This window comes from Bacillus sp. S2(2019), from assembly GCF_005144805.1.
GTDB classification, from domain to species: domain Bacteria; phylum Bacillota; class Bacilli; order Bacillales; family Bacillaceae; genus Bacillus; species Bacillus altitudinis.
In genome coordinates this window covers 523,274-537,989 of the sequence record NZ_SWFL01000001.1, presented here as the reverse complement: position 1 = coordinate 537,989, position 14,716 = coordinate 523,274, and the positions used below count along the sequence as shown (strand labels likewise).

The window sequence follows — 14,716 nt, the reverse complement described above, 5'->3', positions numbered from 1 at the left end:
AGTGTTACAATAATGAGTGGTAATTGTAAAAGATTGAAAGGATGAGAGGAGCTACATAAGTGGGAGAGAAACAGCATCAAGGTGCTGCCGAGCAGAAAAAAATGAAGCGCCGGAACGCCTGGAGAATTAATCTCTTTTTCTTCGCTGTATTTAGTTTATTTGCTGGACTTGTCATCAAGCTCGGCGTGCTGCAAATCGTCAATGGTGAGGATTATAAAAAGCAAGCCAACCGAACTGAGGTCAAAACAGCATCATACCCGTCTCCAAGAGGAAAAATGTATGACGCGAGAGGAAGGGTCGTTGTTGATAACGAAAGTGTACCTGCCATCGTTTATACATCAGAAAGCGGTGTGAAAGCGGAGGATAAGATTAAAGTAGCAAGAAAACTTGCGACTTATATAAAAATGGATACAGATTTTTTGAGAGAGCGTGACATTCGAGATTTTTGGCTGGCCAGCCACCCGAAAGAAGCGGATAAGCTCATTTCAAAAGCAGAGCAAAAGAATCTTAAAGCAAAAGATGTCTATCCACTTCAAGTAGAGCGTGTGCCTAAGAAAGAAGTCAAGGCGATCGAAAAAGATGATGAGGAAAAAGCAGTTGCAGCGATCTACCGCAGGTTTACAGGCGGATATGCCTTTGAACCTCAAATCGTGAAAGCGATGGACCCGAACGAAGAGAAAAAAGGGGACGAAAAAGTTGCGCTGCTTGATGAAACAAAAGAATCAAAACAGACATCATCCGTAAGTTTGACATACGAAGAGATCTCACTTGTATCAGAGCATCTTGATGAACTGCCTGGTGTAAATGTCATCAATGACTGGACAAGGAAATATCCGTATGAAAAAACCCTTTATAATGTCCTTGGCGGTGTCACCACCCCAGAGCAAGGCATTATAAAAGAGCGTGAAGATTACTATATGGCAAGAGGTTACTCGAGAAATGACCGAGTAGGAAAAAGTTATTTAGAATATCAATATGAGGATTTTCTCAATCCAGAAAAAGCAACTGTTCAATATACACAGGTCGGCGGCAAACTGCTTGATGAAATCAAGCGGACAGAAGGACGAAGAGGACTTGACCTTGCACTCACATTTGATATGGAGCTGCAAAAGGAAGTCGACAAAATCGTTGAATCAGAGCTAAGATCCGCTAGTGCAAGAAACTATATGATGGACCGTGCCTTTGTTGTGATGATGGACCCTAACACAGGTGATGTTCTCGCGATGTCAGGGAAGAAAATGGACGGCAGGGACGTCACAGATTATGCGATCGGAACATTTACGACACAGTATGAAATGGGCTCTGTTGTCAAAGGAGCTACTGTCCTCTCTGGTTATCAAGATGGCATGTCACACAACCAATCCTATATGGATACACCGCTGTATTTTGCGGGAAATGGAAAACCGAAGAAATCATATAACAATCTTGGCTGGGTTAATGATCTTCGAGCGCTACAAAAAAGTTCAAACGTCTATATGTTTCATGTAGCGATGAGAATGGCAGGAATCACCTACCAAAAGAATGGCCCGTTACCGGCAAGACCTGAACACTTACAAAAAATGAGAAACTACTATGCGCAATTCGGTCTTGGCGTGAAAACAGGCATCGACTTGCCGCAGGAATCAAGCGGAATGCAGACGCATCCTCAGACAGTCGGCGGACTCTTGCTTGATGAAGCGATTGGTCAGTATGACACGTATACACCACTTCAAGTCGCACAATACATGTCGACCATCGCAAATGGAGGTAACCGTATTCAGCCAAGAGTGGTGAAAAGTGTTCACTTTCCAACGAATAAGGAAGAAGTAGGTCCTGTTGTGAAGAAATATGAGCCGAAGGTGCTAAACACCATTAACAACTCGAAAGCAGATATCGACCGCGTCAAAATGGGACTAAAAATGGTCACATCAACAGGCGGGACTGCCGCTGGCCGGTTCGGTCAGCATGATGTCGCAGGGAAAACGGGTACAGCCCAAACCTTCTACTATGGTGCCAACCGGAGCTGGTGGGGGAATGCCACGTACAACTTAACCTTTGGAGGATATTATCCTTCTTCCAATCCGAAAGTGGCATTTAGTGTCGTCACACCGTATGTATCAGATAAAGATCCTGTCATTAAAACCATTCCAAGTAAAATTGTTGATAAGTACGTTGAATTACAAAAGAAATATGAAAAGCAATAAACAGCAGGGAGCACAGCAAGAGAAAGTGCTCCCTTTTTGCTGAAAATATGGACGTTTCACACGAGATTGGGAGGAAAATACGGTTTTTCTAGCGAATCCTTTTTATACATCAAACTAAGGACAACCCTAAAAAAATTAAAGGAGGGTCGGACGACGATGGAACAAAAAATGAAAGATTCGAATCAGCTGTACTCGAATATTGATTTACATGCCGTTCTTTCTTCTAATGGCCGCTTTCTCTACATTTCTTCCAATTGTAAGCAGCTTTTGCTCTATGAACAAAAGGATTTACTAGGGTGTTTTTTGAAAGACTTTGTTCATACCGAAGATCAATTTCTCGTCGAAAGTTATTTCTATAATCAGCACATGCTAGAGATTTGCCACTTTAGACTGCTTAGAAGTGATCTTACAGCTGTATGGGTAGAAGCAAGCATTGATTTTGTTGCTTGTGATGGGTTAGACAACGATTTGAGTAGAGAAATGATCCTGAAAATGAGGGTAATGAATACAGAGCCTCAAAAAGCAGCATTTCAACCAACAGAAGTGTCAGAACAGTCGTTAGGCAGTCTACCGGCTTTCCAAGATGTCAGTGAAGCTGAAAATCTGATTGCCATGCTGCCAAATCCGTTATGTATTACGGCGCTTGGGAAAATTGTGTATGCCAACGATGCGATGCTGCAATTAATGGGTGTATGTACAAAAGATGAAATGATCGGAAAGTCTGCGTTTGATTTTATTGCCGAGGAGTACCATGACATTGTGAGAAGCCGAATCAACAGACTGCAGCAAGGCCTTCCAGTCGGAATGATTGAACAAATATGGAAAAGACAAGACGGGAGCATGATTCATATTGAGGTGAAGTCATCTCCGGCAATTTATCAAAATCAACGGGCAGAACTTTTACTCTTAGTGGACATCTCTTCCCGTAAAAAATTTCAAACCGTTCTTCAAAAAAGCAGAGAGCGGTATCAACTGCTTATCCAAAATTCGATTGATACCATTGCCGTCATCCACGATCATAAATGGGTATTTATGAATGAATCAGGTATTAAATTATTTGAAGCCGAACATTACGATAAATTAATCGGAAAAGATATCTTTCATCAAATCCATTCATGTGATCAGCAAAAAGTCAAAAAGAGCTTATCACGTATTATCGAAAGAGCATCAGATTCTGAGATTGTGACGATGAGCTGCCATACGTTTAAACACCGGTTGATTTATACAGAAATGGTTTGTATCCCTACCACATTTTTTGGTGAAACAGCCGTTCAAATTATTTTAAGAGATATATCTGAACGAAAACAGACAGAAGAACTCATGCTGCGCTCTGAAAAATTATCAATCGCAGGTCAATTGGCAGCAGGCATTGCACATGAAATAAGGAATCCACTGACGGCGATTAAGGGCTTTTTACAGCTCATTAAACCAAAAACAAAAGACCGTGATCAATATTTTGAAATTGTCTTCTCTGAGCTGAGCCGGATTGAAATCATCTTAAGTGAGCTACTAATGCTTGCGAAGCCGCAGCAAACGGCATCAATGCAGACGCTTGATTTGAAAAAAATCATTAGCGAAGTCACCGCTCTGTTAGAAACACAGGCGAACTTAAATGGAATTTTGATGAACACAAGTGATATTGAGGAGGATCTCCTGATGAATGGGGATCAAAACCAGCTGAAGCAGGTGTTTATCAATTTAATCAAAAATGCCGTCGAATCCATGCCGGACGGAGGGAAGGTAGACATTACCGCCAAAGCCGAAAAAGAAGGAATACTTGTCACGATTAGAGATGAAGGAATTGGTATTCCTGAATCGGTCATGAAGCGGATCGGTGAACCTTTTTTAACGACAAAAGAAAAGGGAACAGGGCTTGGGCTCATGGTGACATTTAATATTTTAGAAAATCACAACGGAACCATCCGGGTAGATAGCCACCCAGAGAAAGGGACTGTGTTTCACATCATGTTTCCCGCAAAATAAAAACAACGGCAAGAGAGCCGTTGTTTCATCCGTCTGTTGATTGTATGGAACGCTTTTCAAGTACAAATTGTTCGAGACGGTCAAGTCCTTCTTTTAACGTTTCAAGTGAATATGCATAGGAAAGGCGCACATATCCTTCTCCGAGTGAAGAGAAAGCAGAACCAGGTACGACCGCAAGTTTTGTACTTTCTAACAACTCCATGCAAAAATCAAATGAACTCATCCCAAACGATTCAATGGAAGGGAAAATATAAAAAGCGCCGGAAGGCTTAATGACCGGAAGCCCCATAGAAATGAGTCGATCATATACATAGTCGAGCCTTTTCTTATATTGCTCTCTCATAATCAGTGCATCATCCACACCATTTGTCACTGCTTCAAGTGCCGCCTTTTGTGAGATAGCCGAGGCACAAGACACGTTATATTGATGTACTTTTAATACATGTTTAGCAATAGGAGCGGAAGCAAATAAAAAGCCGATTCTCCATCCGGTCATGCTATGAGATTTTGACAGTCCATTGATGACAATCGTCTGTTCCTTTAAGAAAGAAGCAATGGAATGATGCGGACGATCAAATGTCAGCTCACTATAAATTTCATCAGATAGAATAAAAATATCCTTTCCTTCAAGAAGCTGTGCAATTTCTTTCAATTCTTCTTCTAATAGCGTGACCCCAGTTGGATTTGAAGGGTATGGAAGGACAACACACTTTGTCTTTTCCGTTAATGCATCTTCAATCAGCTTGGCGTTTAATTTAAAACCGGCATTTGTTGTGTCAATATGCACGGGCACCGCACCGCACATCCGAATGATCGGTTCATAGCCAGGGTACACAGGGCCGGGCAGGATGACCTCATCGCCTTCAGTCAAAATGGTTCGAAACGCAGCATCAATTGCTTGACTCGCACCTGTTGTCACAATGATTTCTGTCTCTGCATCATAATCAAGATGGACTTTCTTTTTGATGTACTGCTGGATCGCTTGTCTTAGCTCTAAAAATCCAGCATTATGAGTATACGAGGTGAAATTCTCGTCAATGGCTGTTTTGGCAGCTGTTTTGACATGATGCGGCGTATAAAAATCGGGCTGACCTATGGTCAATGAAACGACATCCTCATATGAAGATACGAGATTTGAAAATGTTCGAATGCCTGAAATTTCAATATCCTTTACTCTTGGATTCAGCAAATGCTCCATTTCTCATCACCTTAAAAATTTATGTTTTTATCCTATTTTACCATTCACTGCATAAATGTCACCTGCGGAAAGGCTTCGGATATCGTTATATGTAGTCTATTCTCCTATCCATCACAGCATGAGTGATATATGAAGAAAGAGCAACATTTATTATAGCGTAACCTGCTCGGAAAATACAGCGCTGCTTAAGATGATTAGAATAAGGCAAAACGGTATAAACTGAAAGAACGAGAGAATCAAGTCATGGGAATTGCTTTCACAGGCATACGATCTCCTGAAGGAGGACGATAATAGATGGATCAATCAGCAAAGACATCGAAAATAGCCTTTTTATCCGTCATGAGTAATACGTTTGTTGTGGTCCTTAAAATCATTGTAGGGGTGTTAACTGGATCTGTTGCGGTTTTATCAGAAGCCATTCACTCTTTTCTCGATTTAATGGCCTCTTTTATTGCATTTATCTCTGTTCGTATTTCAAGAAAGCCGGCAGATTCAAAACATCCTTATGGACATGGGAAAGTTGAGAATATTTCTGGAACGATTGAAACTTTGTTGATTTTTGTTGCTGGGATTTGGATCATTTATGAATGTGTTCATAAATTAATGCATCCCGAGCCTGTTAAACTGCCGGTACTTGGTATTGTGGTCATGCTGATCGGGGCACTTATCAATTTTGTTGTGTCGAGAGTTGTGAACAAAGAGGCAGAGCGAGTACATTCTGTTGCTATGAAATCGAATGCACTGCATCTTTTAACAGATGTGTTTACGTCACTAGGGGTCGCCATTAGTTTATTGCTTGTTGCATTAACGGACTGGTATTTCCTCGATCCGATTATTGGAATGGTGCTAGCGCTCTATATTATGCGTGAAGCGTTTAAACTCATGAAGGAAGCCTTCCCGCCGCTTGTCGACGCCCGGTTAACCCCCGAGGAAGAACAAGCGATTGAATCAATCATTCAAGGATTCAGTCAAGAGTTTATCGAATATCATGACTTTCGAACAAGACGATCCGGTGCTGAAGAATATATTGATTTTCATTTGATTGTTCATGGAAAAACAACCATTGAAGATGTTCACCAATTATGTGATCGAATTGAAGAGAACATTCAGCAAGCGTTTCCGCATGCACAAATCTTTATTCATGTAGAACCTGAAAGTGAAAGAAGCACACAAACGTAAAAAAGGCGATACCACCTCTTTGAAGGTTGTATCGCCTTTTTTTACGCTTCATCTATGAAATGAAATCAATATCCATAAGCAGTATCGTAATCTTCATACCAAGAGATATAAGCAGCATCTTCATTAGATAAACCATGTTTCATATCTAAAAAATCAGCTTCGCAAATATCTTCAATCACAGTCATTTCGTTGTTCTTTAATAGTACGACAGTTCCCATCATGAACACCTTTCTTTAAAAAATCCTTGACTATTGTACCATGTGAAACGTGATTGTCAACAGAAGAATCGAAATGAGAGGAAAATATCACAAAATGTTAAAAAATCAGGCGTTGAAAGAACTAGATGTGCCATAATTTTCGTGAATTTTCAGTATTTATTCACATAAATCATCATTGAAAAATGATCTAAAATTCATGTAAAAATGTAAAGCTCCATTGATCTTGCGATATTCATAAGATATAATAACGAATGATTATAAGAAATTTATAGAAAACATACATAATAAAGGAGAAATAGGATGGAAACAAACATGTCAGAAGCACCTATTCAAGAAGAAAAACATCCTGAACTAGCTGGAGTAGGTTATCGTTTTCTTGCTCATCTTTTAGACGGTGTCATTATTAGTGTACCATTTTCAATCATTGTATTTATTCTCGCAACACTCTTTTTTGTCTCAAGCCCTGAGGCGGCATTTTTAATGTATGATGATAGCTATTACTATTCTTCAACGGTGATCACGGATGAAGAATGGGCAGTCATTGTGGGCCTTCTCTTTTTCTATGGCGTAACGACCTTAATCGGTATCGCGGTGACTTGGCTTTATTATGCGATCATGGAATCATCAAAGTTGCAAGGAACTCTTGGCAAGATGGCTCTTGGCATCAAAGTGACAAAAGTAACGGGTGGAAAAATAACATTCGGGCGCGCGACAGGCCGCTTTTTTGCAAAAGGCTTTTTGTCTCCAATCTTATTCATTGGCTACATCATTGCGTTTTTCACAGAAAAAAAACAAGCACTTCACGACTTGATTGCAAGTACCATTGTCGTAAAGAAATAATGAAGAGAAGCACCTCTGCTAAATAGTAAGGGGTGCTTTTTGTATAGATTGCTTGTATGGAAGAGGGAAACGTCACATAAAGTAGAATGATAGTGAAAATAAAAGCAGAGAAGGGAGTCAATCTATTGAAAAGAGGGAAAATGACCGTTCAGAAAAAAGGGGTAAGCTTCGGGCTCTTTTTCACCGCACCTGTTTTGGCCTGGGCATTGTATGATTTTGCAAATACGATATTTTCATCGAATATGATCACCATTTTCTTCCCATTTTACTTGCAGGAGACGATAGGCGACAGTGCGAGGATGGATCAAATCGCTAGTACATTTATTTCTTATGCGAACGCACTTGCAAGCTTTTTCCTCGTCATTTTTACGCCTTTATATGGTGTGCTGATTGATCGTACAGGGAAAAAGAAGCGGTATATCACGGTGTTTACCCTGATTTGTATTGCCTGTACCTTTATGATGGGGATCTTTGCTGGGATTGATTTCTCAAGCGAATGGTTTGGTCTTCCTGTCTCCTTATTGGTGGTGGTTACCTTGTTTGTCATCGCCAAATTTTTCTATCACTCTAGTCTTGTTTTTTATGACACCATTTTGCCCGATCTTGGGACAAAGGATGAAATCCCCCTCATTTCTGGATTCGGTATTGCTGTCGGCTATTTAGGTACACTTGTCGGCCTTTCTGTTTATTTACTTGTAGGAAATGACCAGTTTCATGAAGCATTCATTCCGACAGCCCTTTTATTCTTTCTCTTTTTTCTGCCCTTTCTCTTTATTATAAAAGATCCTCAACCTCTCCCGCAGCAAGAGAAAAAGTCGTCTTTTTTCAGCGGGTATAAAGAGATTATTCGTACATTTAAAGAGATGAAGCAGTACAAACCGGCCTTTATTTTTATGATCGCTTTCTTTTTTATGAATGATGCGTTGCAGACAGCGATTGCGATGATGGCTGTTTATGCAAAAATTATCATTGGTTTTACGGCAGGTCAATTTATTTTGCTGTATCTTGTGTCCACGATTTCAAGTATCATTGGCTCGTTTCTATTCGGATATGTCACAAAGGCCATCGGGGCAAAGCGCTCGATTACAGTCGTGTATGTCATTTTAATTGTGGCGCTCATTCTAGCTGTGACAGCGACAACGGAATGGGTCTTCTGGGTAGCAGGCAGTTTATTCGGCATTTCACTTGGCGCAAGCTGGGGATCATCACGAATCCTCATTATTGAGCTGACGCCTAAAGAAAAACGAGGACAATTTTTTGGTCTCTTTGCGTTTTCGGGAAAGGTGTCTTCAATCGTCGGTCCCATCATTTATGGCTCCGTCACACTTCTATTTGCAGCACATGGGAATCTCGCAAGCCGTCTTGCATTAGGGTCTTTGCTCATCCTTGCAGCCATAGGACTTGTGATTCATCAATTCGTGCGAGAGAAAGCGTAAAGAAACGTCAACTTTTTACCCATGCTGCCGATATAAAAAGTACAATCTTATATTGAAGAATAGAGGGATTTCCGTGGCTTTAAACAAACAAGAAATTTTACTTGACTCTGGTACTAATGAATTGGAAATTGTGAAGTTTGAAATTGGTTCAAATCAATTCGGCATTAACGTCATGAAAGTAAGAGAAATTATTCAGCCAGTTGAGGTGACAGTTGTACCGCACTCTCACCAAGATGTAGAAGGGATGATTAGTTTACGAGGCGAGATTTTACCAGTCATCAATCTATTTTCCTTTTTTAATGTCGAGTCAGATCAGTCAGAACAAGAGAAATACATTGTGACTGAATTCAACCAACGGAAATTTGTGTTCCATACAGGAACGGTATCACAAATTCACCGCGTCAGCTGGGAAGAGATTGAAAAACCAACTGCACTCAATCAAGGAATGGACCGTCATTTAACAGGGATCATCAAGCTTGACGAGAAAATGATTTTCCTTCCAGATTACGAAAAAATCATCTATGATATTGAATCCGCATCTGGTGTAGACACATATCATATGTTTGACGGTGAGAAAGACGAGAGAAGAACAGGGAAGAAGCTGTATGTTGTTGAAGATTCTCCGCTTCTTATGCGCTTATTAACAAATGAATTAACCGAGGCAGGCTATAAAAACATTGTGACCTTTGAAGATGGAAAACAAGCATATGACCATGTCATGGATCTTGTCAGTAAAGGCATTAGTGTGACAGAAGAAATTGATATGATTATTACAGATATAGAAATGCCAAAAATGGATGGACATCGATTAACAAAACTGCTGAAGGACAATCCTTTAACACAGTCCATTCCAATTCTCATTTTCTCTTCATTAATTACGGACGATCTGCGTCATAAAGGGGAAACCATCGGTGCAGATGATCAAATTAGTAAACCAGAAATTCATCAGCTGATTGAAAAAGTAGATCATTTTATTATCTAAAGAAAAAACCACTCGCTTTGAGTGGTTTTTCTGTTTAAAAATAACTTTCTCCGAGCCGTTTGAAGACGGGTTTTGTATAATGTGATTTTTGTTTTGTGGCGGCAGGTTTTTCTTTTAAACCGACATACGTTTGAAGTATTTGTTTCGCTCGATTTAATGACATATTCGCTTTTGGATTGCGATATGATTGATTTAAATTTCCTAAGTGTGGCAAAAATTCGAAGTCTTCTTTAGTTGGTGGCAGATGAAAATAATAATCTCCAATTTCAATCAGCACGTCGGACTGTTGTTGACTATATCTGGGATTGTTAGAGAAATGTAGGCCCACTTTTCTTCCTTTACCTTCTTGCAATAGTTTTTGCAGCGCACGTTTTTTCAAAAGATAAAGAAACTTGGGATTTGGTGCGGTTTTAGCATGGCGGTTAACAGTATAAATGGCTTTTGCGATGTTTTCTGCTGTAGGTTCTATGTCTTTAGTATGAGCATAATCGTCCATTTTTTCTCTCCTTTGTCTTTCGTCTTCCTGTGCTTAGTATAAATTATACGTTTTTATTAGTAAATTGCAAATAGTCTTATTGTAAAAAGCAATGAGATTACATGGTTATTATTTAAAATAGCCAAAAATCATAATGTTGAAACCTTGCTGAAATTTGAAGAGGTCGACACATCTTTCTATCACTTTTATGATGAATGTCTCGCTGTTTTAGATGAAAAGCATACCATTATGTTAAATATTCAAGTGGTAGGAATTGGCTGAGCATTGGTAGAAGATGCAGTAGGGGTGCATAAGTTAAAAGATGGTTTGTTTTCGATCATTAGAGGATATAGTGAAATGTATACAAAGTGAACTATTATAACAAGATAACTACCTATTTGAATCAATGGGTAGTTTATCAATGTATAGATGATTCATCATGTAAAATTTACCATATGCAAGACAATCAAAGTCGAACATATGGCTTAAAAACATGGACTATTTCGTATGGCTAGAATAAGCACAGTAAAAACAGCCGTTAAAATCAGTTTCACTCGTCATTTTTTTGGCTTCATCCATGGCGCTTTCACTGTTCATGTGCAGACCAATCAACGTACGGCTTGCTGCATCACCTAAAAATGCGCAGTCTTCTGTATGTACAACATATTGTCCTTGTTCATTTTTTGAATGAATAAAATAATAGCTTTTTAGCATATCCCTCACCTCCAACCTGACTATATTACTATAAAACTTCCAATATTGTAAAGAATTTTTATTAAAAATGTTGCATTTATACACATCCCTTTTATTTCATAAAAAGAAAAATTTGTTGTAAGATAAGAAGATCAAAGTCAATGAGAACAGAAAGGACGGTTTAGATTGAAAGGTATTTTAACGCCTTTATTGGTCGCTTTTGTGGTTGGAGGCATTGTGTACATGGTAGATGATCGGCCGATTCATCCTCTTCTTCTTTTTCTCATCTTATTTATTAGCATTTATACAGTCGATAGAATCGTTCATTTTGCTTCAAATCATTTCGATGAGCAGAAAAAATAATCGTCGTTTATCTTGTTACTTCCATGAAAAAAGGACTTTCTATAGAAGAAAGTCCTCAGCGTGTAGACAAACCCTCGCATTCGTTGTCAGTCCTGCGTGCTGGTGCTCACGAATGTGAAATTCGCTCCGCGCCAGTACTCGTCCTTCTTAGACTGCAAAGGTTTTCTATCACGCTGAAAAGAAGAAAAAGGGCTAAAATAAACATTATTTTAGCCCTTTTTGCTTCATCTATTGTACTCCCTGTCCTTTTAATTCACGTTGCACATCTAAATCGGCAGCTTCTCTGCTGAACTTTGGCAGTGTAATGAAGTAAAAAAGGAAGACGAGTAAAATAATAATACCCATTCCGTAATAAATGTAAGAAACATTGGTGATGAGCTTTGGAAATAACACGGCAATTAAACCTAGCGTCATTGATTGTGCAAACATGGTGAGCGGATCAACCCACCCTGATACGCGTCCCATCAGACGAGGGTGAACAATTCTTGGGAGCCAGCCTCCAATGACAATGTTGACTGGACCAATACATGTACCAATGACAAATGATGTGACATAAAATAACCATAATGTATGGGTAGAACCAAGGACAAAAATTAAAATACCTGCAACTAGAATTGGAATCGACATGAGATATTGCATCTTTACCTTTTTTGCAAGAATAGAGCCAAGTAAGCTTCCAACTAGAAGTCCGGCACCGATTGCGATCGTAAAAAAGGATGTATGCAGTTCAAAATGGTCCGGTGAAAGACCGTATTTCATTGTAAACATCGGAAGAACGGCAAATGCGCCATTCACAAGACCAAAAACAAAAAAGCCAAAAATTAAAGAAGCCAATAATTTATTTTTTAAAATATAGAGAATGCCTTCTTTAAAATCTTTTAGAGACGTCTTAACGGTCATGCCTTTCCAGCCTGCTTGTCCATTAGGCTGTCGTGCTTCAATTGGAATATTGCATGATCGAATAAGAATACCGGAAATAATAAAACTGACCAAATCAATGGTAATGGCACCGTGAAGTCCAATCGTTTTATACATAATGGCACCAATTCCAACACCAAATACCATAAACAAACTAAACAGCATCTGATTTAAACCAGCAGCTTTTGCATATTGATCTTTATTTAAAATGGCCTGAACGAGAGAGGCTTCAGCTGGATAGAAGAACTTCGTAATGGCGCTTCGTATAAACAAGATCAAGAAAATAAGCGGCAGTGAATTAAAATAAATGACGATAAATAAAACGATCGTCAGCCCAGCTCGTATCCAATCACAATTCTCTGCGACTTTTTTACGATCAAAACGGTCTGCGACCACACCGACCATAAAAAAGACAAAGATCGTAGGCAGTGAATACATTAGCTCTGCTAAAGTGGCGTAAGCGGGCTGATGACTAAAATGATCGAGCAAATAAAAGGCAAACGCCATATTGCCTACTGTTGTCCCCATTTGCGAGGCAAGTGCTGCAAAAAAGAGACGAACAAAATTTCTGTTTTTAAAAATATCCATAAATACGCTCCTTAACCTGAAGATCCCACTTTCTATCATATAAAATTTTAACCATTCGTACAATTGATTTCTCCTACTGGCTAATGGTCACAGGTGTTCCATTTGGAACTATTGAAGCAAGTTCGATGACATTCTGATTGTACATGCGAATGCACCCTCTAGACACAGCTTTACCAATTGAAGACGGGTTATTCGTTCCATGGATGCCGTAATGAACTTTTGAAAGGCTCAGCCAATAGGCGCCAAAGGGACCTCCTGGGTTTGGCTGTCTGTTGACAATATAATAAGAACCTGTCGGTGTCATGTTTAATATTCTGCCAGTTGCGATCGGGTATGAGCGCAAGAGCTGTGATCCAGAAAACAGTACGAGACGTTTCGCTGAAATTGACACAGATATACGGTAAGGGATCGTGTTAGGATCCGGTAACCCAGGGATGATGATGACTTCATTTTGTTCTGGCTCGCGGGTTTGAAGTGACGGATTTGCAGCCTTTAAAGCATCTGTCGTTGTTCGAAAATCAAGTGCTATTGAAGCAAGTGTTTCTCCACTTTTTACCGTGTATCGCAGCACGAAAGCACACTCCTTTTACTCAAATAAAAGAAGCCATGATCCCCGCCTCACATATACTATATGGACGGGATCAGGCCCAGTAAGGTTTCTCCTAACATTTGTCATGAGAATGATCTTTGTTTATACATATGCAGGAAAAGGTGATTTGGCTTCTCTTTACACGTGAGATGTTAAGGTGAAAAAAGTGATTTCAGGTTTGGCTAAAAACCGAAGCGGCAGTCTAGTTGTCCCAAGCCCGCGGTTGACATAGATACGGTGCTGATAGCTACCGTATAAGCCTTCGACATATGTACGCCCAAAAGGTGCTGTGAGAATCGGTCCATAGAAAGGAAGCTGTATTTGACCACCATGCGTATGCCCAGAAAGCTGCAAGTTAATAGGTGTTGTTTCAAGCTCTAGTGCGGCATCAGGCTCATGCACAAGCAATAACGTAAAGAGATCAGAAGAGACTTCTCGTTTGATGAAATGGTAATCAGGCATACTCATCATGAGGTCATCCAGTGTAGCGATCTGTATGCGTCTGCCTTCTTTTTCTAAGTGAAACACTTCATTTTTACATAATGTAAAACCGCAGGCTTTCATCGTTTCCTCATATAGATCGATGCCAAATGGTCCGTAGTCATGATTTCCGCATATGGCAAACTTTCCAAACGGAGCATCAAGCTTAGACAAAGAGGCTTTGGCTTTTTCATGTTCTTCAATCGATGATTCAAAATCAACAAGATCACCTGTAAACACAATGAGATCGGGAGATGCAGCGTTGATTTTTTGGACAACAGTCTCTAAATCTTTTGCCGGGAATGTATCACTTAAATGAACGTCACTAAATTGCGCAATTTTAAATTGGTCAAAAGAAGCCGGTAGCTGAGCATCATGAATAGTGAGTGATACGGTGTCGATCATGCGCGGTTCAATGTACCGAGCATAGCCATAACCGGATGTGGTCGCCAAAAGTCCGAGAATACTCGCACCAGCTGCTCCTTTTAAAAACTGCCTACGGGAAAGTTGCTTCATATAAGACTCCTTTAAAAATAAAATTAAGTATAGCATGATTTTTGATGAATCTCCCATATGGTGTATGGAGGGGAA

14 protein-coding genes are annotated in these 14,716 nt (G+C 39.7%); 7 read left to right on the top strand and 7 right to left on the bottom strand.

What is annotated here, in order from left to right; translation table 11 throughout:
* Nucleotides 1–59 precede the first annotated feature (59 nt).
* Entirely contained in the window at nt 60–2,183 is a 2,124-nt protein-coding gene (locus tag FBF75_RS02715) for a peptidoglycan D,D-transpeptidase FtsI family protein (protein WP_081114194.1), read from the top strand.
* A 156-nt stretch (nt 2,184–2,339) separates the two neighbouring features.
* Complete coding sequence (locus FBF75_RS02710; protein WP_008348043.1) at nt 2,340–4,166, top strand: PAS domain-containing sensor histidine kinase; 1,827 nt, start codon at nt 2,340–2,342, stop codon at nt 4,164–4,166.
* A gap of 25 nt (nt 4,167–4,191) precedes the next feature.
* Here the strand turns inward: FBF75_RS02710 and FBF75_RS02705 are convergent, their stop codons facing one another.
* Nucleotides 4,192–5,364, bottom strand: coding sequence for an aminotransferase A (locus FBF75_RS02705; protein WP_019743910.1), 1,173 nt, complete (start codon nt 5,362–5,364; stop codon nt 4,192–4,194).
* 294 nt (nt 5,365–5,658) lie between these two features.
* Between FBF75_RS02705 and FBF75_RS02700 the strand changes: the two genes are divergently transcribed.
* Entirely contained in the window at nt 5,659–6,543 is an 885-nt protein-coding gene (locus tag FBF75_RS02700) for a cation diffusion facilitator family transporter (protein ID WP_136944407.1), read from the top strand.
* A 65-nt stretch (nt 6,544–6,608) separates the two neighbouring features.
* Here the strand turns inward: FBF75_RS02700 and FBF75_RS19600 are convergent, their stop codons facing one another.
* The gene (locus FBF75_RS19600) at nt 6,609–6,761 is read right to left on the bottom strand and encodes a hypothetical protein (protein WP_017367142.1); all 153 of its coding nucleotides are present in this window, start codon (nt 6,759–6,761) and stop codon (nt 6,609–6,611) included.
* A 300-nt stretch (nt 6,762–7,061) separates the two neighbouring features.
* Here FBF75_RS19600 and FBF75_RS02695 point away from each other — a divergent pair, with 300 nt between their 5' ends.
* The 3 genes from FBF75_RS02695 (at nt 7,062) to FBF75_RS02685 (ending at nt 10,019) form a co-directional block, all read left to right on the top strand.
* On the top strand, nt 7,062–7,601 hold the full coding sequence (locus tag FBF75_RS02695; protein WP_007498690.1) for an RDD family protein: 540 nt from the start codon (nt 7,062–7,064) through the stop codon (nt 7,599–7,601).
* A 125-nt stretch (nt 7,602–7,726) separates the two neighbouring features.
* Nucleotides 7,727–9,037 carry an MFS transporter gene (locus FBF75_RS02690; RefSeq protein ID WP_026050080.1) on the top strand — a complete coding sequence of 437 codons (1,311 nt, stop codon included), beginning with the start codon at nt 7,727–7,729 and terminating at the stop codon, nt 9,035–9,037.
* 73 nt (nt 9,038–9,110) lie between these two features.
* On the top strand, nt 9,111–10,019 hold the full coding sequence (locus tag FBF75_RS02685; RefSeq protein WP_008348035.1) for a chemotaxis protein: 909 nt from the start codon (nt 9,111–9,113) through the stop codon (nt 10,017–10,019).
* A gap of 34 nt (nt 10,020–10,053) precedes the next feature.
* On the opposite strand, the gene FBF75_RS02680 is transcribed toward FBF75_RS02685, so the two are convergent.
* Nucleotides 10,054–10,515, bottom strand: coding sequence for a YkyB family protein (locus FBF75_RS02680; RefSeq protein ID WP_007498684.1), 462 nt, complete (start codon nt 10,513–10,515; stop codon nt 10,054–10,056).
* A gap of 477 nt (nt 10,516–10,992) precedes the next feature.
* Nucleotides 10,993–11,208: a hypothetical protein gene (locus tag FBF75_RS02675; RefSeq protein ID WP_058337408.1), complete on the bottom strand. Its 216-nt coding sequence runs from the start codon at nt 11,206–11,208 to the stop codon at nt 10,993–10,995.
* 165 nt (nt 11,209–11,373) lie between these two features.
* Between FBF75_RS02675 and FBF75_RS19595 the strand changes: the two genes are divergently transcribed.
* Nucleotides 11,374–11,550: a hypothetical protein gene (locus tag FBF75_RS19595; RefSeq protein WP_164999005.1), complete on the top strand. Its 177-nt coding sequence runs from the start codon at nt 11,374–11,376 to the stop codon at nt 11,548–11,550.
* A 228-nt stretch (nt 11,551–11,778) separates the two neighbouring features.
* Here FBF75_RS19595 and FBF75_RS02665 read toward each other — a convergent pair whose 3' ends face one another.
* From FBF75_RS02665 to FBF75_RS02655, 3 genes are all read right to left on the bottom strand, one after another.
* Nucleotides 11,779–13,056: an MFS transporter gene (locus tag FBF75_RS02665; protein WP_008348012.1), complete on the bottom strand. Its 1,278-nt coding sequence runs from the start codon at nt 13,054–13,056 to the stop codon at nt 11,779–11,781.
* Between the two features lie 73 nt (nt 13,057–13,129).
* On the bottom strand, nt 13,130–13,627 hold the full coding sequence (locus FBF75_RS02660) for a L,D-transpeptidase family protein (RefSeq protein ID WP_019743906.1): 498 nt from the start codon (nt 13,625–13,627) through the stop codon (nt 13,130–13,132).
* Between the two features lie 156 nt (nt 13,628–13,783).
* Nucleotides 13,784–14,641, bottom strand: coding sequence for a metallophosphoesterase (locus FBF75_RS02655; protein ID WP_136944406.1), 858 nt, complete (start codon nt 14,639–14,641; stop codon nt 13,784–13,786).
* Nucleotides 14,642–14,716 lie beyond the last annotated feature (75 nt).